The sequence below is a fragment of the Flavobacterium sp. AC267 genome, assembly GCF_979258715.1.
Window position 1 is genome coordinate 3,764,727 of the sequence record NZ_OZ409875.1, and the last position, 21,701, is coordinate 3,786,427.

The 21,701-nt window shown below is 33.7% G+C and carries 22 protein-coding genes and 2 pseudogenes; 13 read left to right on the forward strand and 11 right to left on the reverse strand.

Going from position 1 to position 21,701, the window contains the following annotated elements; translation table 11 throughout:
• Positions 1–253: 253 nt before the first annotated feature.
• On the reverse strand, positions 254–760 hold the full coding sequence (locus ACZZ95_RS19860) for a PRC-barrel domain-containing protein (protein WP_463470341.1): 507 nt from the start codon (positions 758–760) through the stop codon (positions 254–256).
• A 608-nt stretch (positions 761–1,368) separates the two neighbouring features.
• On the opposite strand from ACZZ95_RS19860, the gene ACZZ95_RS19865 reads away from it, so the two are divergent.
• From ACZZ95_RS19865 to ACZZ95_RS19900, 8 genes are all read left to right on the forward strand, one after another.
• Complete coding sequence (locus ACZZ95_RS19865; protein WP_463470342.1) at positions 1,369–2,160, forward strand: carbohydrate kinase family protein; 792 nt, start codon at positions 1,369–1,371, stop codon at positions 2,158–2,160.
• A 237-nt stretch (positions 2,161–2,397) separates the two neighbouring features.
• Entirely contained in the window at positions 2,398–2,787 is a 390-nt protein-coding gene (locus ACZZ95_RS19870) for a hypothetical protein (protein WP_463470343.1), read from the forward strand.
• A 29-nt stretch (positions 2,788–2,816) separates the two neighbouring features.
• Positions 2,817–3,923 carry a glycosyltransferase gene (locus tag ACZZ95_RS19875; protein ID WP_463470344.1) on the forward strand — a complete coding sequence of 369 codons (1,107 nt, stop codon included), beginning with the start codon at positions 2,817–2,819 and terminating at the stop codon, positions 3,921–3,923.
• 35 nt (positions 3,924–3,958) lie between these two features.
• Complete coding sequence (locus tag ACZZ95_RS19880) at positions 3,959–4,501, forward strand: HAD-IIB family hydrolase (RefSeq protein WP_463471717.1); 543 nt, start codon at positions 3,959–3,961, stop codon at positions 4,499–4,501.
• Positions 4,502–4,597: 96 nt separating this feature from the next.
• On the forward strand, positions 4,598–5,386 hold the full coding sequence (locus ACZZ95_RS19885) for a glycoside hydrolase family protein (RefSeq protein ID WP_463470345.1): 789 nt from the start codon (positions 4,598–4,600) through the stop codon (positions 5,384–5,386).
• Complete coding sequence (locus ACZZ95_RS19890; RefSeq protein WP_463470346.1) at positions 5,340–6,131, forward strand: hypothetical protein; 792 nt, start codon at positions 5,340–5,342, stop codon at positions 6,129–6,131. The genes ACZZ95_RS19885 and ACZZ95_RS19890 overlap by 47 nt, the downstream gene beginning before the upstream one ends.
• 10 nt (positions 6,132–6,141) lie before the next feature.
• Positions 6,142–6,426 (forward strand): PCC domain-containing protein, encoded by a 285-nt coding sequence (locus ACZZ95_RS19895; protein ID WP_463470347.1) that lies wholly within the window; start codon positions 6,142–6,144, stop codon positions 6,424–6,426.
• 10 nt (positions 6,427–6,436) lie between these two features.
• Positions 6,437–6,637: a PCC domain-containing protein gene (locus ACZZ95_RS19900; RefSeq protein WP_463470348.1), complete on the forward strand. Its 201-nt coding sequence runs from the start codon at positions 6,437–6,439 to the stop codon at positions 6,635–6,637.
• Between the two features lie 146 nt (positions 6,638–6,783).
• Here the strand turns inward: ACZZ95_RS19900 and ACZZ95_RS19905 are convergent, their stop codons facing one another.
• Together ACZZ95_RS19905 and ACZZ95_RS19910 are read right to left on the reverse strand one after the other, a co-directional pair.
• Positions 6,784–7,143 carry a hypothetical protein gene (locus ACZZ95_RS19905; RefSeq protein WP_463470349.1) on the reverse strand — a complete coding sequence of 120 codons (360 nt, stop codon included), beginning with the start codon at positions 7,141–7,143 and terminating at the stop codon, positions 6,784–6,786.
• Positions 7,144–7,300: 157 nt separating this feature from the next.
• Positions 7,301–7,903 (reverse strand): murein L,D-transpeptidase catalytic domain-containing protein, encoded by a 603-nt coding sequence (locus tag ACZZ95_RS19910; protein ID WP_095954044.1) that lies wholly within the window; start codon positions 7,901–7,903, stop codon positions 7,301–7,303.
• 347 nt (positions 7,904–8,250) lie between these two features.
• On the opposite strand from ACZZ95_RS19910, the gene ACZZ95_RS19915 reads away from it, so the two are divergent.
• The 3 genes from ACZZ95_RS19915 (at position 8,251) to ACZZ95_RS19925 (ending at position 9,384) form a co-directional block, all read left to right on the forward strand.
• Complete coding sequence (locus tag ACZZ95_RS19915) at positions 8,251–8,472, forward strand: hypothetical protein (RefSeq protein WP_463470350.1); 222 nt, start codon at positions 8,251–8,253, stop codon at positions 8,470–8,472.
• Between the two features lie 36 nt (positions 8,473–8,508).
• Positions 8,509–8,898: a hypothetical protein gene (locus tag ACZZ95_RS19920; protein WP_463470351.1), complete on the forward strand. Its 390-nt coding sequence runs from the start codon at positions 8,509–8,511 to the stop codon at positions 8,896–8,898.
• 207 nt (positions 8,899–9,105) lie between these two features.
• A complete protein-coding gene (locus ACZZ95_RS19925) occupies positions 9,106–9,384 on the forward strand; it encodes a hypothetical protein (RefSeq protein ID WP_095954047.1) in 279 nt (92 codons plus the stop codon).
• A 14-nt stretch (positions 9,385–9,398) separates the two neighbouring features.
• Here ACZZ95_RS19925 and ACZZ95_RS19930 read toward each other — a convergent pair whose 3' ends face one another.
• Entirely contained in the window at positions 9,399–10,127 is a 729-nt protein-coding gene (locus ACZZ95_RS19930) for a glutamine amidotransferase-related protein (protein ID WP_463470352.1), read from the reverse strand.
• A gap of 296 nt (positions 10,128–10,423) precedes the next feature.
• On the opposite strand from ACZZ95_RS19930, the gene ACZZ95_RS19935 reads away from it, so the two are divergent.
• Complete coding sequence (locus tag ACZZ95_RS19935) at positions 10,424–10,966, forward strand: isochorismatase family protein (RefSeq protein WP_463470353.1); 543 nt, start codon at positions 10,424–10,426, stop codon at positions 10,964–10,966.
• 190 nt (positions 10,967–11,156) lie between these two features.
• On the opposite strand, the gene ACZZ95_RS19940 is transcribed toward ACZZ95_RS19935, so the two are convergent.
• From ACZZ95_RS19940 to msrA, 5 genes are all read right to left on the reverse strand, one after another.
• A complete protein-coding gene (locus ACZZ95_RS19940) occupies positions 11,157–11,978 on the reverse strand; it encodes an alpha/beta fold hydrolase (RefSeq protein WP_463470354.1) in 822 nt (273 codons plus the stop codon).
• 92 nt (positions 11,979–12,070) lie between these two features.
• Positions 12,071–12,376 (reverse strand): alpha/beta hydrolase, encoded by a 306-nt coding sequence (locus tag ACZZ95_RS19945; RefSeq protein WP_463470355.1) that lies wholly within the window; start codon positions 12,374–12,376, stop codon positions 12,071–12,073.
• Positions 12,336–12,842 carry an alpha/beta fold hydrolase gene (locus tag ACZZ95_RS19950; protein ID WP_463470356.1) on the reverse strand — a complete coding sequence of 169 codons (507 nt, stop codon included), beginning with the start codon at positions 12,840–12,842 and terminating at the stop codon, positions 12,336–12,338. Before ACZZ95_RS19950 ends, ACZZ95_RS19945 begins: the two co-directional genes overlap by 41 nt.
• A gap of 392 nt (positions 12,843–13,234) precedes the next feature.
• Positions 13,235–13,429: a peptide-methionine (S)-S-oxide reductase gene (locus tag ACZZ95_RS19955; protein WP_463470357.1), complete on the reverse strand. Its 195-nt coding sequence runs from the start codon at positions 13,427–13,429 to the stop codon at positions 13,235–13,237.
• On the reverse strand, positions 13,401–13,727 hold the full coding sequence (gene msrA, locus ACZZ95_RS19960; RefSeq protein ID WP_463470358.1) for a peptide-methionine (S)-S-oxide reductase MsrA: 327 nt from the start codon (positions 13,725–13,727) through the stop codon (positions 13,401–13,403). Before msrA ends, ACZZ95_RS19955 begins: the two co-directional genes overlap by 29 nt.
• Before the next feature lie 424 nt (positions 13,728–14,151).
• Here msrA and acnA point away from each other — a divergent pair.
• A pseudogene (gene acnA, locus ACZZ95_RS19965) lies at positions 14,152–16,925 on the forward strand (aconitate hydratase AcnA).
• 249 nt (positions 16,926–17,174) lie between these two features.
• Here the strand turns inward: acnA and ACZZ95_RS19970 are convergent.
• Together ACZZ95_RS19970 and katG are read right to left on the reverse strand one after the other, a co-directional pair.
• Entirely contained in the window at positions 17,175–18,215 is a 1,041-nt protein-coding gene (locus ACZZ95_RS19970; protein WP_463470359.1) for a serine hydrolase domain-containing protein, read from the reverse strand.
• 764 nt (positions 18,216–18,979) lie between these two features.
• Positions 18,980–21,262: pseudogene (gene katG, locus ACZZ95_RS19975) on the reverse strand (catalase/peroxidase HPI).
• Between the last annotated feature and the right edge of the window lie 439 nt (positions 21,263–21,701).

A 21,701-nucleotide genomic window follows, 5' to 3' on the forward strand; every position in this document is an offset into this window, starting at 1 on the left:
AAATAATTTTCACAGTAATTAGCTGTCATTCAATTATAAATTTATAATAATTAATGAATGGATATAATATTTTAACACAGGGTACAACCTATTATTTATCAACAGTTTATGAACATATTTTTTCTGTGTTATTAATAACTGGAAATTAAGATCCCAATGACTTAAAAAAAAAGATCAAACATTTAAATGTTTGATCTTTAATTCAATTTTATAATATGATGGTTATCCTTTTGAGGAGTCGCAATAAATTGTATTATCTATTATCAAATTCCCTGCGATTGTAAAAAGTATCATCTTCACTATCGTAGCCAATTTCATCCTCAGGATAATAGGAATTCATTACTCTTTTTTCATAATTCCTGTCAAAATTGTTCACCCTGTTATATCTGCTTGTATTTCTAAAAGTATCATATCCAATAGTATTGGCCATCACAATTTTAGTGTCTTTATTTATACTTACAGACCCAATCGGTATGATAATATGACTGTCTCCATCCTTATAGATAAATTCCTTTCCATTGTCGTTTGCTATAGCGTCGTGCACCTCATTGTGGCGGTCATCTATTAACGATTTATCTACATTTACATCTAAATAAACAACGCGTCGCATATCTTTATTAACCCAAAGATTGTCGATTTTACCGATAGTTCGGTTATCGGCATCTACTATTTTCCATCCTCTTACATCAGAATAATTTGAAGCAATCTTATAATCTGAAAGTTCGTCTAATCTGTATAAATTTCTATCTTTATTTTCCATAATTCTTTATAATATTAAATTGATTTTCTACTCTGCAGGTGTAGTGTTTTCGATTTCAACACTGTTATCAGTTGTAGTTTCATGATCTTTTAAAAAGATGTAGTATATAAGTGCTCGCGATTAACAAAACCACAACAATCCACGGCCATACCGGCTTTTTTTCTCAATTTTAATTTCTGCCATAACTTATTTATTTTTTGATTATAGAATAGTTTTAATCTAATCTTAAAGGTACAAACGAGAATAGACTGTGACGTATTTAATTTCAGGTGGATGTTACACAATTCCCAGTATATTAAGTTATTATATAAACTTCTATTTAATTTGATGCCGTTTTTAAATTCTATTTTAATAAGTTTCTGCTCTACCTTAATATACTATTGAACTCTCATGAATTAACCACTCCAAACCAACTATGGTTTGCACAAACCAGTAATCTTTCTTATTTTTATAAAAATAGGGCGATTCACACAGCCTGAATAATTACAAAAGAGAAATTAAATGATTAACAACAATAAACTTAAAGCTGTCGCTTTCGGAGAAGTACTGTGGGATATTTTTGGAAATGAAAAAAGATTGGCAGCGCACCGCTTAATGTGGCTCTTCGCATGAAAGCTTTAGGCGCCGATGTAAATATGATAAGTCGCGTTGGTGACGATCTTGATGGAGAAGCAATTATTGCAGAGGTAAAAAGATTAGGTTTAGATACAGAAACAATCTTAAAATCAGACGATTTTCCAACTGGATTGGTAAATGTAACTTTGGACGAAAGTAAATCTGCTACTTACGAAATTCTTTATCCATCGGCTTGGGACAAAATTATTCCGAATGAAACGGCTCGAAAATCGGTTCTAAATGCAGATGTTTTAATTTATGGAAGTTTGGTTTGCAGAGATGAGGTTTCAAGACAAGCGCTTGAAGAATTATTGCACACTAATGCGTATAAAGTTTTTGATGTTAATTTAAGAAAGCCTCATTATACCTACGAAATTCTGCAGGAGTTAATGCAGTCTGCAGATTTTATAAAATTTAATGATGAAGAAATAACCGAAATTAGTCAGGCCTTCGATTCTCCGTTTACTACTTTAGAAGAGAACATGAATTTTATCTGTTCTTTGACCAATGCAAAAGCCATTTGTGTTACAAAAGGAAAATATGGAGCTCTATTGTTATGGGATAAACATCTTTATTCAAATGCGGGTTACAGCATTACAGTTGAAGATACTGTGGGTGCAGGAGATTCTTTCTTGGGCGCTTTAGTCACATCACTTTTAACTGGAGAAGAACCACAGCAGGCTTTAAATTTTGCCTGTGCAACAGGTGCTTTGGTTGCGGGATCTGCTGGTGCAAATCCCACAATTGAATTAGAAGAAATTGATGATTTAATAAATAGAAATTAGAAATAAACCCAAAAGCCTGACAAAAAAAGTCAGGCTTTTTTTATAGTTATTACATGGAAAACATCTGTAAAACATGGGAACTATGTAAATTAAAACTGTAATTATTTCTTCCAAATCAACGTGAGCGCAGTAACTTGGGCTCTCAAAATAATATTGAAGAATGATGAAAAAAATTACGAATTTCACTTATAAACATTCACGGACTTTTAAAAGGTTCTGGTCTTGAGATAGGAAAAGATGCTGATAACGGCGTACCAGACAAAATATATTTACGAATTAGCAGAATTTTTATCACAACATGAAGATGTGGAACATGTACATCTTTTTACCCGATTGATTGATGATCCTTCTGTTTCACCAGAATACGCAGTGCCTGTTGAAATAATAAATGATAAGTTAGACATCAGGCGAATTCCTTTTCTAGGAAAAAAATATAAAGCAAAAGAACAACTTTGGGAAGGTCTTGATACATTTGTCAACGGTGTTGTACAACATATTAAGGAACATAACATTTTTCCCGACTGGATTCATTCGCATTATGCTGACGCTGGATATGTCATCGACCGAATTATCTGCCATTTTAAATATTCCTTTCGCCCATACGGGACATTCGTTAGGTTTTTATAAAAAGAAAAAATTACTTGAAGGCGGAGAAAATGAAGAAGATCTTGAAAAGAAATTCAAATTTAAAGCAAGAATTCGCCGAAGAACGAACACTTGAACTTTCTGAATTTATTGTTACTTCTACAGAACAAGAAATTGAAACTTATAAAGCTTATAAAAATTTTGAATTAGGAAAATACCACGCTATTTCGCCTGGAATTGACACCCGAAAATTTGTTCCCTATTACCATCAGGAAGTCGATCCTGAAAAAAATATGGAAGAAATCCAAAGAAAATATTGGGTTTCAGAAACTATTTCGAAATTTTTAACAAATCCGCATAAGCCTATAATTCTGGCACTTTCGAGACCTGACCGCCATAAAAACTTGAACACTTTAATTGAAGTTTACGGTAAGGATAAGGAACTGCAAAGCATTGCCAATCTAGTAATTTTTGCTGGTATTCGTAAAGACATTGCCAAAATGCCCGAATCTGAAAAAAACGTTTTGACCGATCTACTTCTGTTAATGGACAAATATGATTTGTACGGAAAAATGGCGATTCCTAAAAAACATGATGTCGAAAACGAGGTTTCTATTATATACCGATATGTCGCAGAAAAAAGAGGTGTTTTTGTGAATCTTGCGTTGCATGAAAATTTCGGCTTGACCGTAATCGAATCTGCTAGTTCTGGACTTCCTGTTGTGGTTACAAAAAATGGCGGACCTTCAGAAATTATTCCAGTCTGTCAAAATGGAGAATTAGTAGATCCGCAGGAAGAGAGTCAGATTAAAAAGGCTTTACGCAATATTCTGACTGATGAAAATCAATGGAAATATTATTCTAATAATGGGGCAATTAATATTCAGAAACATTACAGCTGGCTGAGCCACGTTAATCAATATGTTGATTTGGTGAATGAAAACTTATCGCTTTCTTCTGGAGCAGGAATCAAAAAACAACATTATCCAAACATCAATATCAGCCGATTAAAACGAAAAATAGATCATTTATTGGTTTCTGATATTGACGGGACACTAATTGAACCCAAATTGGCTAATCCTGGATTAAAAGAACTAAAAGCACATCTTGTCAACCGTACCGAAAAAATGGCTTTTGCAATGGCTTCGGGAAGAAATCTGGAATTGGTAAAAAAGTAATTAACGAAGAAGAATTTCCTCTCCCCGACTTCATCATTTGCTCTGTTGGAACTGAAATTTATTATACAAACGGAACTGATTATATTTTAGACAAAGGCTGGGCTAAATTTTTAGCAGGAAGATGGAAAAGAGACGATATAGTAAGTAGATTGAAAACCGTTAAATGGATCAAACTACAGGAAGAAGAAGCGCAGAATCCTTATAAAATCTCTTACTATTATGAAAAAGAAAAATACAATCACGAAGAATTAATTTCGGCTTTGGGAACAGGCTGGTATAAAGTGAATATTATTCCGAGTCACGGCCAGTTTTTGGATTTTATTCCGAAAAGAGCTTCTAAGGGAAATGCGATCAAATTTTTGTGTCGCAAATGGGCTATTCCGTTATCTCATGTTATTGCGACTGGTGATTCTGGAAATGATGTCGATATGTTTAGAGGTCCCGTAAAAGGAATAATTGTTGGCAATAGAAGTGCCGAGCTGGCAGATTACGAAACAACTAAAAGCATTTATGTTGCCAAATCTTCAGCTTCTGAAGGAATTCTAGAAGGATTAAAACATTATAAAATAATTAAATAACCCGTTGGGTGTAAAAAATAAACACATAATTCCTTTAGCTGGCTATTGGGATTGTGTGTCTCAAAAAATTATACTAACAGATTAAATAGTAATAAAATGTATTCAGGTTCAGGATTTAGTAATTGGGAAATTGGAGATGTTGATGTATTTATAGATGAAAAAGGAGTTCATCATTTATTTCATTTAATTATCCCAAATCACGATTATATAGCGCATGCAGTATCAAAAGATGGTCTTTCGTGGAAACGAGTAAAAAACGCCCTTTTTGTTGGTGATCCAGGAGAATGGGATGACGATATGTTGTGGACAATGCATGTCAGCAAAAAATCCGAAGGTGATGGTTATGAAATGTATTATACCGGACTTAAACGTCAGGACAAAGGAATTGAACAGAAAGTAGGGCGAGCTGTTTCAAATGATTTGCTTACTTGGAAAAAAGAGAATCTATACGGACTTCCTTTTCAAAGCGAAGCACCGCATTACGAAGGGAAAAAGAATAATCCAAGGGAATGGATTAGTTTTCGTGATCCGTTTAAATATCAATATAAAGGCGAAGATTATCTGCTAATTTGTGCAAGAAGTGCCTCTGGTCCTATTTATCGCCGAGGCTGTATTGGTGTTGCAAAAAGAGAAGAAGATGGATATGTACTGCAAAAACCACTTCATATTCCTTACGTTTATGATGATGTTGAATGTCCGTGTGTTTTTGAAATTAAAGGAAATTATTATTTATTAGGATCAATTAGAGAGGATATTAAAGTCCGTTATTGGTCGGCATCTGAATTTAGAGGTGAATATTCTGCTTTTCATAATAATGTGTTACTGCCACAAGGGAATTATGCTTGCGAGAGTTGTAAAAGACGGAAAACATTTTCTGGTTTATAATTTCTATTTCGCTGATGGAAATGTGAATACACACCGTGTTATTCCGCCTCCAAAAGAATTATCGACAGATAAAAGCGGCAGACTGTTATTGAAAACCTATTATTACTGGGAAAAACTGTATCAGAAAACTATTCTTCAAAAAGACCTGCCGCAACCCATGCCTATTCTAGGAAATCCAACAGCTGAATTTGTTTTAGAAAATGAAAACAAATGGCGTTTTGGCTGTCGAAGCGGTTATGAAATTTACGGTTTCGAAAAACCTTCATCTGACTTTGTTTGGGAAGGAACGCTTTCTGTTGAAGGAATGGGAAAAACTGGTTTTGTAATTGAATGTGATAAAGAAGGAACAGGTTATTATATTTCAATTGATTTTATGAATGGTTTTGTCCAGTTTAGAGCTTGGGGATTTAATGAAAAAGATGTGAAAAACAATTTTATCTTCGAAAATATCCAAACCAATCAATTTGAAATTGGAGAAGAAAAACAGATTTCTTTTAAAATTATCCGCTACGGAAATTACTACGAACTTTCGATCAATGATATTGTGAAACTGACTTTATTAGATTTTAAATACAATGAAGGCAAAGTTGGAATCTATGTCTGCTCGGCTGTTATTTCGATTAGTGACTCCAGAATTCACGTAATTCCAGAACCAGAAAATGAATATGCGACTTCAGATCCTGAAAAATATAATGATGATTATAATAAGATTATGCAGTTAGACACTCGTACAAACATTAATTAAATTTTTCATTATGAATATTCAAATCAATAAAATTATAGCCGTACTGCTTTTTTGTCTGGCTTTCACGATATCTCATGCGCAAAACAATGATGCTCAAAAATGTCGTTACACCAAAACAAATTATGGGTATTTAATGGTTCTTCGCGAAGGCGATAATGTTTTGGAGTTAATAGAAAATCTGGCAAAAGAACAAAAAATTCCATCGGCAAATTTCACTGGAATTGGTTTTGCACAAGATGCTACATTTGGTTTTTATGATTTTGGAGAAAAAGAAATTTCATCCCAAAACTTTTAATAAAGTTGAAATGGGAAGCATTACAGGATCTATCGCTTGGAGCGAAAACAAACCTTCTATCCACATGCACGGCGTAGCAACCGATGATAAATTTGATGCATATGGAGGTCATATTTTGGGGCTGAAAGTTGGAACAGGTTCTATGGAAATTTATATTACTGTAAGTAATGATAAACTGGAAAGAAAAAATAGAACAGCCTTTAAATGCTAATGTTTTGCAATTGCCTTGTTTGAAATAGATTTGGTTAACATAAATGTTTTTATTTTAACCTATAAAACTTAAATTGGCTTCTTGAATAGAAATACACCAATAAAAAATGCGTGAAGTAACTAACTTTACGCATTTTTTATTTTTATTTAATTTAATCTTTCAGTAGTTTCAATTCTTAAACAATGTTCTGTTCCTAAATAAAGCGGATCTCCATGTTTTTCTGACCAAAATCCGTCAAGCACATCTTTAGTGATACAGCGGTAAACAGCAACTCCTTTATAGGTTTTATTATCGTCTCCTTTATAACTAAAATTAATAACCAAAACATTGTCTTTAAAAAAGCCATGCCCTTTTTGTATTTGTGAATTGTTGATAAGCCAATGCGCAATTACTCGGTTATTTTTATCTAAGTCTAAAGTTAAAACACCTTTATAACTAATCTCATTAGTCTCATCTTGATTGCTTCCAGAAATGGAAAATGTACCCACTAAATCTTGTAAAGTCATTTTATAATGCAGAAATTAACATTTGTTCTAAAAAGGCTTCGCGCCTTTGTGAGCACAAATTAACGCAAAAAAAATACGTAATAAAAACAAACAAAAATCTTTACGAATCATTTTGTTTGTCTTTAAACGTATTTAGGTAAAATGTTATTTCTCTCTTTTAATAATAAACGTAAAGCATTATCTTAGAATCAGAACCTTCTATAACTTTTTCAAGTCTTTTAAAGAAAATATCGCTTACCATCGGGCATCCGTGGCTGTTGATAATGTAATATTCTTTTTCTTCGTCAGGAACTTCTCTGTAACGGTGTAATACAATTGCTCTTTTCATCGCGTTGCTGTTACTTTCGTCTAGTCCGTTAAGTCTGAAAGCTTTTCCAAAAACTCCATTATAAGACTTCTCGATAGAATAACGGCCAAGGGATGAACAGTTTGAATTTGGGGTATTACTGAATTGCAAAATATCGCCTTTTATTCCTGTTTCAGATCCTGAACCATGTGCTACAAGACCTTGATCTAGTATTTTGTTGTTCTGAAGATCATATACAAAAAAACGATTTTTTCCAGATTTGATTTTCATATCTACCAGAAAAGCAATTTTATTGCTGTAACCGCGGTTTGATGAAGTAAAAGATTTTATCTCGCCTACATGGTCTGTAAGTCTTGCAAACTCTACTTCGGTTAATATTTCTTTCCTGTCCGTTACATTGTAGGTTGTAAAGGAACTTAAGGAAAAAAGCAGTGCCATAAAAAATAATCTCATAAGCAGGGCATTATATTAAGTTAAACAGAAGATTTGGGATCTCGTGACAAAAAACTTTATCAGTTTTTTGTTGTTGCAAAATTATGTACATTTTTTATACAATTCCCATGTTTGATGTGTTAAATATATTATAAATATTTGACATTACGCTACTTATGTTGCTTTTTTTTATTTTCAAGCCCTAAATAATGGGATTTTGGGCAATAAATTGGAAGAGTGAAAGGCTTATAAGTAATACTTTGAAGATCTGCATGTTAATTTGATAACAAATGAAATTATTCTTGTAAAGAAAAACCTTGGACTACAATCTAATTTTAGGATAATAAAAAATCAAAAAAAATATAGTCATGGAAAATACAAATAACTACAACAGCGAAGATCTTCAAAAATGTCCATATCATGCACAGCTAAACAGTATGAGTAATGATAAAAATCCAGATGAACATGTTAATACCGGAGACTGGGAAGATGAACGTGATGAAGATGGCACAGATCCAAATCGTTACGAAGAAGAAAAAGGAAATAATAATTCTGGCGGTGCAGGAAGCACTGGAAGCGCAGCTGACTAACAGTTAATATTTATTAAAACTTAATTTAACAGCACTATGATCACAGACAGCAACAGAAATTATGATCAAAACGAAAATAATTTCCCTCAAGACATTCAAAACGAAACAAATCAATATTATCGCGAACAAAACGAACAAATTGAAGATGAAGACAAACAGGAGGAACAACTTCTAGATTCTTATCCTGGAGCTGGAGAAAACAACTATCTTGACAATGAATTTTCTAATGCTTTGGAAAGAGACGATCAAGAAGATCTTGAACAAGATATTGATGAAAGTGATCTGGAAGAAGATGATTGGGACGAAGAAGATGAAGAAGAACTTGACCCAGATGATCTGGATGATGATCTTGTAGAAGATTATGACGAAAATGATCGTGAAGTTGAACCTGAAACTTTTACCGATGATAGTTTTAAAATAGACTAAAAATTCTTAAAAGATAAAACATAAGAAATCCCATTTAAAATGGGATTTTTTTTATTGCCTTTTCAATATTAAATAGTCGCAGGATTAAAATTAAACAATACTTCTCGAAAATTATATAAAATCTTCGAGATTAAAAGAATGTACTTTTAAGAATGTCTAAAAGGAAAAATAGGCATTAAATAATCTTCAAATTAAAACTTAAATTATATGAAATCCGAAAACTACTTTTACAGTGATGACTCTTCAGGCGACATGACATCATACGAAGAACAGCTTCTTTTAAATTATGATGATTACTTGGAAAGCGGTTTTACAAGCTCAGTAAAAGCGCAAAATCACTACAACTTGGAACTTGGCGATCTAGACGAATTTCTTGAAGAAGATTTAGAATCGGAATATGATGAAAATGACTGGGAAGAAGAGGAAGATGATCTTTCGGAAGAAGATGAAAATACTGAGGGCGACCCAGAAACTTTCATAATGTAAAAGGAAAACTCTTTCTAAACACAGTAGCTATTTTCGTATTCATGTTGAAGTTTGTCAAGAAACTTAAACAATTTATTATTCATTAAGTTATAATCGAAACTGCGAATTTCATCTGGTTTTTGTACATATCTGTGAATGGAATTTTTGATTAAGAAATCTTCGTCAGATTCGATCAGGAGCTTAATTACTTCCTTATTAAGTTCCATATGGCATTGAAATCCATAGACCAAAGCTGAATACGCTATAATTTGCCGCGGACAGCCTTCGCTAAACGCTAATATCCTGTCGCTTTCTGTTATTCCTGGCATATCATTATGCCAGTGTCCTACAGAAAGTCGTGAGCCAAAATGCGATATTTTATCATCATTTAATCCAGCTTGTGTAAGTTCAATAGGAAAAACTCCTATTTCTTTTTCAGAACTTGATTCAAATTTTGCTCCTAATGCTTCACCAATTAGCTGGGCTCCCAGACATACTCCAACTACGGCTTTTCCTGTATTGATGCATTTTTGTATTAAATTTATTTCCGCTTGTGAATCAAAATATGGATACTCTTTTTTGGAAGAATCTGGACTTTGAGGTCCTCCCATAATTACAAGTAAATCAATATCTGTGGCTGTCTCTGGCAAAGGCTCATAATTATATACTTTTGAAAAACTGATTTTATGACTTCGGTTTTGAGCCCATTGTAGATATGCTCCAGGCGCTTCAAAAACTTCATGCTGTACAAAATAAATATTCATATTTTAAATAATTGATTATAATTTTTACTTGCTAACTTTTGTGCTAATAATTTTTACTAATGCTTTACACAATTCTTTCTTATATATTTTGAAGGAATAAATTTAGCAAATAACTTCCCATGCAATCTGGTACAGATTCTATATAAATGAATAGTCCAGTTTTATCATACTTAAATTTCTAAAAAACTGAATTGACACTTATTTTAAGTAACTGATTTCGTTAATAAAATCACCTTTTTTTACTAAATTTGATATACTCCCCTTTGCTGATTTTTTCTAACATTTAATAAAATCATATGAAGATCCTTCCAATCAATTCTACTTTGCTGGTTATCGATATTCAGGAAAGACTGCTTCCTAAAATTCACAGTGGCGAAGCTATTCTTAAAGATGTTATCTGGTCTGTAGATTTAGCTAATATAATTGGTATTCCAATCCTTCTGACAGAACATTGTCCAGATAAAATTGGAACAACACCTGCTGTATTAAGAGAAAAATTTGAAGAAAACGAAATTGTTTCTAAGTCTTATTTTTCTGCTGTCCGCGAAGGAAATCTGCTCAATCTTTTGCAAAAAGAAAGAAAACAAATTATTGTAGTTGGAACTGAAGCTCACATTTGCGTACAACAAACAGTACTGGACTTATTGGAACTCGATTATGAAGTTTTTATTCTAGAGTCAGCTGTTGGAACACGAAATCCAGATGACAAAATAAAGGCTGTTGAAAGAATGAGGCAAAACGGCGCCGAAATCATTACAAAAGATATGCTGGCATTTGAATGGCTTGAAAAAGCTGATACGGAAGTTTTTAAAATTGTCCTTAATAATTTTATTAAATAAAACATTCGCCCTAAAATATCAAACAGTAAAATGAAAAACACCTTAATTACTGGAAAATGCTATTTCCGAAAAGAAAATAAAAACTGGGAGGAATGCATTGATTTAAAGCTTAAAAAAAATATAACCGCAGTCCTAAATTTTCATTAATAGTCCTGCGGTTTAGTTTTATAAATCAATCCTCCATTTTTTTTTACGATTGAATGAATGCCAGAATATCTGCATTAACCGTATCTGCATCAGTCGTCGGGATTCCGTGACATAAACCAGGATAAGTAATCAATTTTCCATTTTTCACTAGCTTGGCGACTCTTAATGCAGTAGGCACATGCGGCACAATTTGGTCATCTTCTCCATGAAGAATCAGAACCGGTACATCTACGCTTTTCAAATCTTCGGTAAAATCAGTCTCAGAAAATGCTTTTATACAGTCATAATGTGCCTTAATTCCTCCCATCATTCCCTGACGCCACCAATTATCCTGAATTCCCTTTTTTACAACAGCCCCTTCCCTATTGTAGCCATAAAATGGGAACGTTATATCCTGATAAAACTGCCGCCTGTTATTGGCCGTATTAAAACGAATATCATCAAAAACCGCTAAAGGAACACCATCTGGATTATTTTCGTCTAAAATCATATAAGGCGTTACCGCACTTATAAGCACCACTTTGGCAACTCTCTCTTTTCCATATTTTGCGGCGTATCGTATTGCTTCTCCTCCTCCTGTTGAATGACCGATATGAATGGCATCTTTTAAATCTAAAAATGCTGTCAATTCTGCTACATCAGCCGCATAAGTATCCATTTCATTTCCTTTATACGTCTGTGTTGATCTTCCGTGTCCTCGTCTGTCATAGGCCACAACTCTAAATCCTTTATCGAGAAAAAAATGCATTTGTGTATCCCAGTCGTCTGCAGAAAGAGGCCATCCATGATGAAAAAAAATGGGCTGTCCTGTTCCCCAGTCTTTGTAATAAATCTCCGTTCCGTCTTTTAATGAAATCGTGCTCATTGTAGTTTTTTTTTAAGTGGTTATTAATAGATTCAAATCAAATGCCGATACTAAAGTTTTCATTTCTAAATGGTTAAAATCTTTTTTAAGCCTTATAAATTTTCATACCAGTCTAAAATATAGTCGGCTACAATTTCCCATCCGTCTTCCCCACAGATGAAATGGCTTTTGCCTTGAAAAATTTTTAGATCAACACGGTCGCCGCTATGTTTGTATTTATGCGCCAAGGTTTTGGTGAGTTCAGCAGGAAAAATAGCATCACTGCCACCGCCAATAAATAAAATAGGTTCATGTGATTTTTTAAAATCGATATTCGAAAAAGAATTCAAAACCAGTTCACGACTTACCTTGAAACTTTCAGGCACTGCAATTGCGGCGAAAGGCATTTGCTCTTTCATTCAACGGAAGTGTATTAAAAAAACATTTGTCATACCATTCGCGGCTTCCCATAAAATATTTTTTACCAGAAAAAAAACCAAATGCAGGAATTACCGATTTCAGTGTTTGAAGTGGTGGGAAAACGTTTTTAGGAGGCGCACCGTCAATGCTTACCGCCGCAGATGCTTTTCCTAATTCAAGCAGTTTCATTGCCGCCATTCCTGCCATTGAATGTCCAATAATTAATGGCTTTTCTGGAAGACTGTCGATTAGCTTTACAATATTGTTAACGACGTCTATAAATCCAGTTTTTACAAGATCAGGATGCACTTTATTTCTTAAATCAGCAGGATTTCCTTCATGACCTGGATTAGCCGGAGTGTACACGGTATAACCTTTCTTTTCATAATGGTCTTTCCACTTTGCCCAGCTTAAGTCGTTTACAAAGTTTCCATGTATGAGTATTATGGATTTTGATTTTGTCATAATAAAAATATTTAGTGAGTATTTAAAGGTTTTAAATAATTCATAAACGCATTTAACCTGTTAATTCTAAAAACACCATCGTATAACATGAATCGGTTTCATATTTAAATTTTAGAATAAATAAAGGAGCCGTGCTAATTAATATACAGCATATTGAGGAAAGACAAGAACTATGCTAAAATAGTAAATTATTGTATATCAAATAAATACAAACAAAAATACTTTTATCGTTAGTGATATTTCGCAAATAAATAGTGTTCTAGTGATATATAAAAAAAGATTGCCCACTAGGAAAAGAAAAACACCTTATAACAAAAAAGAAAAACTTTGATTTTAAATGTAAATTCATTTAAAATCAAAGTTCTATCCTTTTAAAATTGAAGTTTGAAATATTATAAAAAACTATCAAACCTTTCAAAATGGCAGGTATATCCATTTGGATGTTTGATCAGATAATCTTGGTGGCTTTCTTCGGCTGGCCAGAATTTAGTAAAAGGTTCAAGTGTAGTAACCACTTTACCATGCCATTTTTCAGACTCATCTACAATTTTAATCACTTCAGCAAGCAATTTGCTTTTCTTCATCATTTTGAATAAAAAGAGCCGATCTGTAGCTTGATCCAATATCATTACCTTGTCGGTCTGTAGTTGTTGGATCGTGCATTCTAAAAAAGTAATCCAGTAGTTCTTTATAAGATGTTTCATTTGCATCATACGTAATTTCCATGCCTTCAGCATGTCCCGGATGATTCTGATAAGTTGGGTTGTCGTTTATTCCGCCAATATATCCCACTTCCGTATCTTTTACTCCAGGGCGCACACGAAACAAATCTTCCATACCCCAAAAACAGCCTCCGGCTATATATGCCTTTTTTAAGTTTTCCATAATTTTTTTAATTTTTAATATTCTCACTGCAAAAATAGTACCCTCGATATTTGTAATTATTTTAAATAAACGTTTCGTAACCAGCATTATATGCATCCATTACATATTTTATGTAACTTTACTTTTAGTCAGCATAAAGCAGTTATATTTCTATCCAAAAAAATTACACTAGCAAAATTAAAAAACAAACTACAATTCTGTTTTCTAAAATTTCAACAAATTTCATCATAATATAACGATATTTCGAAAGTATTTGAAATCAACAAAACATTCAAAACACTGAATATCATTAATTTACCTATAAGGCAGGTTTTTTGTAAATGAAGATTTAAATTACTGTTTTTAAAGTTACGAAAAAACTTTTACAGCAGTATTTCATGAATTTCTAATTGTGACACAACATTTCAATTAAATACTTTTAAATATGCAAAACGACATTTACCAAATTAAACGGTTATTAACCACAAAAAACAGAACCTTTTCCTACTACAGTCTGACCGAGATGGAAAATCAGGGCTTTAATATTAAAAAAATGCCTTTTTCAATTCGTATTCTGTTAGAAAATGTACTTCGTAATTATGATGATTTCGCTATTACAAAAGAAAATATTGAAACGCTGTTAAACTGGAAACCTGAAGCTTCGGATAAAGATATTCCTTTTAAACCAGCTCGTGTGTTAATGCAGGATTTTACGGGAGTTCCAGCTGTTGTCGATATTGCATCGCTTCGAGCTGAAGTCGCTAAAAAAGGAAAAAATCCAGATATGATCAACCCGTTAATTCCCGTTGATTTAGTCATCGACCATTCTGTACAGGTTGATTATTTTGGAACGGAATATTCCTATCTGAGAAATATGGAAGAAGAATACAAACGGAATACAGAGCGATACGAATTTCTTAAATGGGCACAGCAGTCTTTTAGTAACTTCAGCGTAGTTCCGCCGGGAATGGGAATCTGCCATCAGGTTAATTTAGAGTATTTGTCAAAAGGTGTAATTGAAAGAAATGGAGAGATTTTTCCTGATACTTTAGTGGGGACAGATAGTCATACCCCAATGGTTAATGGAATTGGTGTTATCGCTTGGGGTGTGGGCGGTATTGAGGCAGAAGTCGCGATTTTGGGACAGCCTATTTATTTTATTATGCCCGAAGTTATTGGACTTAAATTATCTGGAGAAATTCCGCTTGGATCTACTGCCACAGATATGGTGCTTACTATTGCCGAGCTTCTTAGGAAATACGGAGTTGTTGGTAAATTTGTCGAAGTATTTGGTCCAGGATTAGATAGTTTAAGCGTGCCAGACCGCGCCACAATTGGAAACATGTCACCAGAATTTGGCTGTACGGTTACCTACTTCCCTATAGATGAAAAAACACTAGAATATATGCGCCTGAGCAACCGTTCTGAAGAACAGATCGATTTGGTTGAACAATACTGCAAAGCCAATTTACTATGGCGTACAGGCGACGAAAACATTACCTATACAGATATTCTTGAACTTGATCTTTCTACAATTGAGCCAACTATTGCCGGACCAAAAAGACCTCAGGATAAAATTCTGCTTAAAAATTTACAGCCCAAACTTATTGACTTACTAGACAAAACGTTTGGAAGAAAAAAATCTGGCACCTAAACAAGATGCGCGCTGGTCTAGCGAAGGTGGTTCGCGACCCATACAAGGTGAAGCTGTAGTTCCTGACAACGCAAAAATTGAAGAAAAAATAGAAAATGGTATTAAAACCGTTGCAGTTACATTAGGCAATGAACAGTTTATGCTTTCTGATGGTGCGGTGGCCATAGCGGCAATTACTTCTTGCACCAACACTTCCAATCCGTTTGTGATGATTGGAGCTGGGCTTGTTGCAAAAAAAGCCAGAGAACGCGGACTTAATGTAAAACCGTGGGTCAAAACTTCTCTCGCACCAGGTTCTAAAGTAGTTACCGATTATCTAGAAAAAGCAGATTTGCTTGGAGATCTTGAGTCTTTAAAATTTCATGTTGTTGGTTACGGTCGCACCTCATGTATAGGAAATTCTGGGCCTCTTCCTGTTCATATTGCTAAAGCTGTAGAAGAACATGATCTTGTTTTAGCATCTGTTTTATCTGGAAACAGAAATTTTGAAGCCCGAATTCATCCACAGATTAAAATGAATTTCCTGATGTCGCCTATGCTTGTTGTTGTTTTTGCACTTGCCGGACGTGTTGATATAGATTTATTTAATGAACCTGTAAGTTATGACTCAAACCAGCTTCCTGTTTATTTAAAAGATATCTGGCCTTCAAATGATGAAATCAATGAAGTTTTAAATAATGTTTTATCTCCTAAACAGTTTTCTAAAAGTTACGAAACTATTTTTGATGGAAATGAAACATGGCGACGAATTAAAAATACCAGAAGAAAAAATATATGCTTGGGATAATGATTCTACTTATATTAAAGAAGCACCATTTTTTAAAGATCTGCCTGAGCACCCAAAACCATTAAAGGATATTCAAAATGCCCGAACTTTATTAATGCTTGGTGACAGTATTACGACAGATCATATTTCTCCTGCCGGATCATTTAACGAGAATTCAGCAACTGGAAAATATTTAATAAGCCGTGGTGTAGAAAAACCCGATTTTAATTCTTACGGATCACGACGCGGACATGATGAAGTAATGATTAGAGGTACTTTTGCCAATGTCCGTATAAAAAATGCTTTAGCAGATAAGGAAGGTGGTTATACAAAATATCTTCCAACGGGAGAAGAAATGAGTGTATACGATGCTTCATTACAATATAAAGCTTCTGAAACACCTTTGATTATTCTTGCCGGAAAAGAATACGGAAGCGGTTCTTCCAGAGACTGGGCGACAAAAGGAACTTTTTTATTGGGCGTAAAAGCTGTTCTTGCAGAAAGTTATGAACGAATTCATAGAAGCAATTTAGTAGGTATGGGCGTACTGCCTCTGCAATATAAAGATGGAGAAAATGCTCTAAGTCTTGGCTTGAATGGAAGAGAATCTTTTACAATTTCTGGAATAGCGCAAGACATTAAACCATTAAAAGAACTGCAGATAACGGCAGTAAAAGAAAATGGTGAGCAATTAAATTTTACGGCTATAGCCAGACTAGATTCAAAAATAGAAATTGAATATTATAGAAATGACGGAATACTACAATATGTTTTAAGACAGTTTTTACAAAAGGATTAATAAACTTCTTGTAATGGAATATAAACATGAAAGGTAGATCCTTTTCCAAGTTCTGATGTCTGCAAGCAGGAATCCTTGATGGTTGGCTACAATTCTCGAACTTTCAAAGGATTCTTGTCTGTGCAGTCTTTAGAAAATCTCAAAAATCTGATGTCAATGCTGTGTATGAATTCCCATTCTATAGTAATATGAAGTTTAACGCCTATTGCGGTAAACTTTATGAATTTATGGTTCTAAAATTATTTTATTTCAGGCAGTTTGAACTCTTTTTTTGTAAATAATACTTACTATATCTTCTATAAAAATATTGGCAGGAATTCTTTCTCCATTTGTTGCATACGAAATAGATAATTTATCTTTTGGATTGTATATAAGTCTGGAATGAGAGCCAAGCACATCACCGCTATGCCCAAAAAAGAAATTTTCTCCATATGGAAATAATGCCAATCCTCTTCCCCAATCCTCCTTGCCTATAGTAGGTTTCATTAGTTCTAAAGTTTCTTTTTTTACAATCTTGTATTGGAACAAACTGGTAATAATAATATTCATATCCCTGGTTGTACTTGCTATATCACCAACGCCTATTACATTTGAATATTCAATTTCTTTAATCTCACTCCAGTTTTGTACGAATTTATAAGACTTAAATGTGTTGGCTGGATTTGATTTTATAGAAGCAAAATTCTTGAGATTAAGCGGTTTCACTATTTCTTGTTCGACTATTTTATAATACTCTTTTTTATATTTTTTTTCAATAATCATTCGCGACAATATATAGGCTGAATTTGAATAAGCAACCTTTTCATTGGGTTCAAAACTTACGCCTTGTTTTTTTATTTCGTTGAAAATTTCTTTTTCCGTTACTTTTTCGGTTACCCAAATGGCACCGTTTTTAATGGCAAAATTCCCTAATCCGCTTGTATGCTCTAATAAATTTTTAATAGTTATTTTTTCTGAATTTGCTATTTCAGGGTAAAATTCAGATAATTTGGCATCTAGTTTTAAGCTTCCTTTTTCAATTAATTTGAAAGCTAAAATTGCCGTAATCATTTTAGTGACAGAAGCAATCTGATATTTAGTATCTTTATTATAACTTACATTGGTCAATTTTTCTTGCCCAAAACTTCTATTATAAACTTCTTTTCCATTTTTATAAATTGATAAACTGCCAATTCCTCCATTATTATTTTCGATGTAATTTATGTAGTGGTCTATTTTTTCTTTATTGATTTCTTGCGAAACCAAATTGCTTAAACTAAGTAATAAAAAAGTGATTAGTTTCAATTTCATTTTTGATGGTTTTTCTAAATGGTTTTTCTAAATGGTTTTTAGTGTCAGACAAAACAGTTTTTGGATAGCTGTTATGCTTCTATTTTGTTTTCAGTTATTTCTAGGAAGGCTGAATTTCTGGTCTTTTAATATTGCTGTAATTGCATCTGATATTTAAGAAAATTTTCTGTTATAATTATTGTCTAATAAAATTATTGTAAATTTTTCTTCCCTGTTATAAACTAAAATCGCTTCGGTTTATTTCTTTACTAAATCATTAATTTTCAAAAGCATTCCTTTCGCGTTTTGATTTGTAGGTTCTAATTCCAACACTTTTTCAAAGGAAAGGAAGTGATAAAGATCTAATTGAAAAAGCGGAAAAACTAGGATTATTATAATTTCTGTAAATACTAAAGAAAGATTTTTAATTATCTTCAATTTCTAAAGCTATAATTACAAAAAAATTTACATCAAAAAACAAAAAAGACGCCGTATAAAAATCGGCGTCTTATAAGTTACTTCGCTAATAATAAGAATTAAGTACAAAGAATTATGAATTAAGTTAAGTATTAAGTACTATATACTAAGAACTAAATACTAAGAACTAAATACTAAGAACTAAATACTAAGAACTAAATACTAAGAACTAAATACTAAGAACTAAATACTAAGAACTAAATACTAAGAACTAAATACTAAGAACTAATTACTAAGAACTAATTACTAAGAACTAATTACTAAGAACTAATTACTAATTACTAAGGACTAATTACTAAGCACTAAAATTACTTAATATCCAAATCAAATCTATCTAAATTCATTACCTTACTCCATACAGCGACAGAAATCATGTACAAATTTTTCTTGTGCATCGGTACTTGCATAAACTTCTGCAATCGCTCTTAATTCTGAATTAGAACCAAAAACAAGATCGGCACGTGTTGCAATCCATTTTGGCTGGCCTGTAGTACGGTCATTTCCTGCGTAAAGCTCTTTATCATTTGATACCACCTGCCACTGCGTATTCATATCAAGCAGATTTTTAAAGAAATCATTAGTTAGTTTTCCTGGGGTATGAGTAAAAACACCATTTTTAGAACCATCAGCATTAATATCCAAAACACGTAATCCACCCAAAAGAACTGTTAACTCAGGAGCTGTTAGCGTTAATAAGTTGGCTCTATCAATAAGAAGTTCCTCCGTTGAAACTGATGATTTTGTTTTTCTATAATTTCTAAAACCATCTGCTTTTGGTTCCAAATATTCAAATGATTCCACATCTGTTTGTTCTGCAGATGCATCCATACGGCCAGGCGTAAACGGAACTGTAACTGCGCTTCCTGCGTCTTTTGCCGCTTTCTCTACTGCGAGCAGATCCTGCTAAAACTATTAAATCTGCCAGCGAAACTTTCTTTCCATCATTTTGTACAGCGTCAAAGTCTGTTCGAATAGCATCTAGTTTGTCTAAAACCTGTTTCAGTTGTGCCGGATTATTGATCTCCCAGTCTTTTTGCGGTGCCAGTCTTATGCGTGAACCGTTTGCACCACCGCGTTTATCAGATCCTCTAAAAGTAGAAGCCGATGCCCAGGCAATAGCAACCAATTGAGATATGCTTAATCCTGAATTTACTATTTTTTCTTTTAGCTGTGCTATATCATTCTCATCAATCAATTTGTGGTTTACCTCCGGAATAGGATCCTGCCACAACAATTCTTCCTGAGGAACATCTGGTCCGAGGTAACGTGCACGAGGCCCCATATCACGATGTGTCAACTTAAACCATGCACGAGAAAAAGCATCTGCAAACTGATCTGGATTCTCCAAAAAGCGACGTGAAATTTTCTCATATTCTGGATCTAATCTTAAAGATAAATCAGTAGTAAGCATGGTTGGGAGATGTTTCTTATTAGCATCAAATGCATCTGGAATAATTGCTTCGGCATTTTTAGCCACCCATTGGTGCGCACCTGCAGGACTTTTTGAAAGTTCCCATTCAAAAGCAAATAAATTTTCAAAGAAGTTATTGCTCCATTGTGTTGGCGTTTTTGTCCAAGTTACTTCAAGTCCGCTTGTAATAGCATCTGCACCTTTACCAGAACCAAAACTATTTTTCCATCCAAAACCTTGAAGACCTAAGTCAGTCGCTTCAGGTTCTTCCTCCACATGATCAGAAGAAGCCGCTCCGTGAGTTTTACCAAAAGTATGTCCGCCTGCTATTAAAGCGACTGTTTCTTCGTCATTCATTGCCATACGTCCAAAAGTATCTCTGATATCTTTTGCGGCGAGAATTGGATCAGGATTTCCATCAGGTCCTTCAGGGTTTACATATATAAGTCCCATTTGTACTGCCGCAAGAGGTTTTTCTAGATTTCTGCTGTGAACATGGCCATCTGCATCATCATCGGAAGATACAACGCCGTGATCTTTTGGCACACCTTCAGAACCATCGTTATAACGTTCATCACCTCCAAGCCATGTGGTTTCAGAACCCCAGTATACAGATTCATCTGGTTCCCAAACATCGGCTCTTCCTCCTGCAAAACCAAACGTTTTAAAACCCATAGATTCCAAAGCAACATTTCCAGTTAAGATCATAAGATCTGCCCAAGAAATTTTTTGACCATATTTTTTGTTTTATGGGCCAAAGTAATCTTCTGGCTTTATCAAGACTCACATTATCCGGCCAGCTGTTAAGGGGTGCAAAACGCTGTTGTCCCGCTCCTGCTCCACCACGTCCGTCATGTACGCGGTATGTTCCTGCACTATGCCAAGCCATTCGGATAAAAAGACCTCCATAATGACCAAAATCTGCAGGCCACCACTCTTGAGAATCGGTCATAAGATCGTGTAAATCTTTTTTTACCGCTTCAAGATCAAGAGTTTTAAAAGCTTCTGCGTAGTTAAAATTTTTATCCAACGGATTTGATAATGATGAATTTTGTCTCAGGATATTCACCTTTAACTGCTTTGGCCACCAGTCACGATTTTTTGTGCCTGTAGTCGCTTCATTATCCCTGCTTCCATTATGAAAAGGGCATTTGCTAATGTCATTAGATTGATTGTCCATAATTCAAATTTTATTTTTTATACTAATTTACAAAGTAAATGCAGAGAAAACTATTGTGATAAATAATAAATAATTCTTAAAGGATAGAAAAAATTTATTATTCACTTGTCGAAACGAACTTAAACCTCCTATAAAAAATAAAACACGCTAATAAATTTACGAAATATCGTAAACAATAATAAGAGCTGTAAAGTATAAGCCTTTGGTTTTACTGGCTTTATAAGTTAGGGCATATTATTTGGCTATTGTCTCGCATCTATTATAAAGATCAACAATATGAAAACAGCATTTCAAAAGAAAAATAAGAACTTCTTTTACTCTGAAGCCCTATTTAAGAGCAATAAAACAAGATTATTTTTTTCTTAATCTACATTAACCGACCGCCTCTCGCACTTACTCTAAGTTTGTAAAAGAAATTAACAACAACAATTACATCAAA

Bases quoted from the DNA above. Each gene is read 5' to 3' on its own strand.
- ACZZ95_RS19860 (WP_463470341.1), bottom strand. From the start codon at position 760: ATGGAAAATAAAGATAGAAATTTATACAGATTAGACGAACTTTCAGAT.
- ACZZ95_RS19865 (WP_463470342.1), top strand. From the start codon at position 1,369: ATGAAAGCTTTAGGCGCCGATGTAAATATGATAAGTCGCGTTGGTGAC.
- ACZZ95_RS19870 (WP_463470343.1), top strand. From the start codon at position 2,398: ATGCTGATAACGGCGTACCAGACAAAATATATTTACGAATTAGCAGAA.
- ACZZ95_RS19875 (WP_463470344.1), top strand. From the start codon at position 2,817: ATGAAGAAGATCTTGAAAAGAAATTCAAATTTAAAGCAAGAATTCGCC.
- ACZZ95_RS19885 (WP_463470345.1), top strand. From the start codon at position 4,598: ATGTATTCAGGTTCAGGATTTAGTAATTGGGAAATTGGAGATGTTGAT.
- ACZZ95_RS19890 (WP_463470346.1), top strand. From the start codon at position 5,340: ATGCTTGCGAGAGTTGTAAAAGACGGAAAACATTTTCTGGTTTATAAT.
- ACZZ95_RS19895 (WP_463470347.1), top strand. From the start codon at position 6,142: ATGAATATTCAAATCAATAAAATTATAGCCGTACTGCTTTTTTGTCTG.
- ACZZ95_RS19900 (WP_463470348.1), top strand. From the start codon at position 6,437: ATGGGAAGCATTACAGGATCTATCGCTTGGAGCGAAAACAAACCTTCT.
- ACZZ95_RS19905 (WP_463470349.1), bottom strand. From the start codon at position 7,143: ATGACTTTACAAGATTTAGTGGGTACATTTTCCATTTCTGGAAGCAAT.
- ACZZ95_RS19910 (WP_095954044.1), bottom strand. From the start codon at position 7,903: ATGAGATTATTTTTTATGGCACTGCTTTTTTCCTTAAGTTCCTTTACA.
- ACZZ95_RS19915 (WP_463470350.1), top strand. From the start codon at position 8,251: ATGGAAAATACAAATAACTACAACAGCGAAGATCTTCAAAAATGTCCA.
- ACZZ95_RS19920 (WP_463470351.1), top strand. From the start codon at position 8,509: ATGATCACAGACAGCAACAGAAATTATGATCAAAACGAAAATAATTTC.
- ACZZ95_RS19925 (WP_095954047.1), top strand. From the start codon at position 9,106: ATGAAATCCGAAAACTACTTTTACAGTGATGACTCTTCAGGCGACATG.
- ACZZ95_RS19930 (WP_463470352.1), bottom strand. From the start codon at position 10,127: ATGAATATTTATTTTGTACAGCATGAAGTTTTTGAAGCGCCTGGAGCA.
- ACZZ95_RS19935 (WP_463470353.1), top strand. From the start codon at position 10,424: ATGAAGATCCTTCCAATCAATTCTACTTTGCTGGTTATCGATATTCAG.
- ACZZ95_RS19940 (WP_463470354.1), bottom strand. From the start codon at position 11,978: ATGAGCACGATTTCATTAAAAGACGGAACGGAGATTTATTACAAAGAC.
- ACZZ95_RS19945 (WP_463470355.1), bottom strand. From the start codon at position 12,376: ATGAAAGAGCAAATGCCTTTCGCCGCAATTGCAGTGCCTGAAAGTTTC.
- ACZZ95_RS19950 (WP_463470356.1), bottom strand. From the start codon at position 12,842: ATGACAAAATCAAAATCCATAATACTCATACATGGAAACTTTGTAAAC.
- ACZZ95_RS19955 (WP_463470357.1), bottom strand. From the start codon at position 13,429: ATGATGAAGAAAAGCAAATTGCTTGCTGAAGTGATTAAAATTGTAGAT.
- msrA (WP_463470358.1), bottom strand. From the start codon at position 13,727: ATGGAAAACTTAAAAAAGGCATATATAGCCGGAGGCTGTTTTTGGGGT.
- ACZZ95_RS19970 (WP_463470359.1), bottom strand. From the start codon at position 18,215: ATGAAATTGAAACTAATCACTTTTTTATTACTTAGTTTAAGCAATTTG.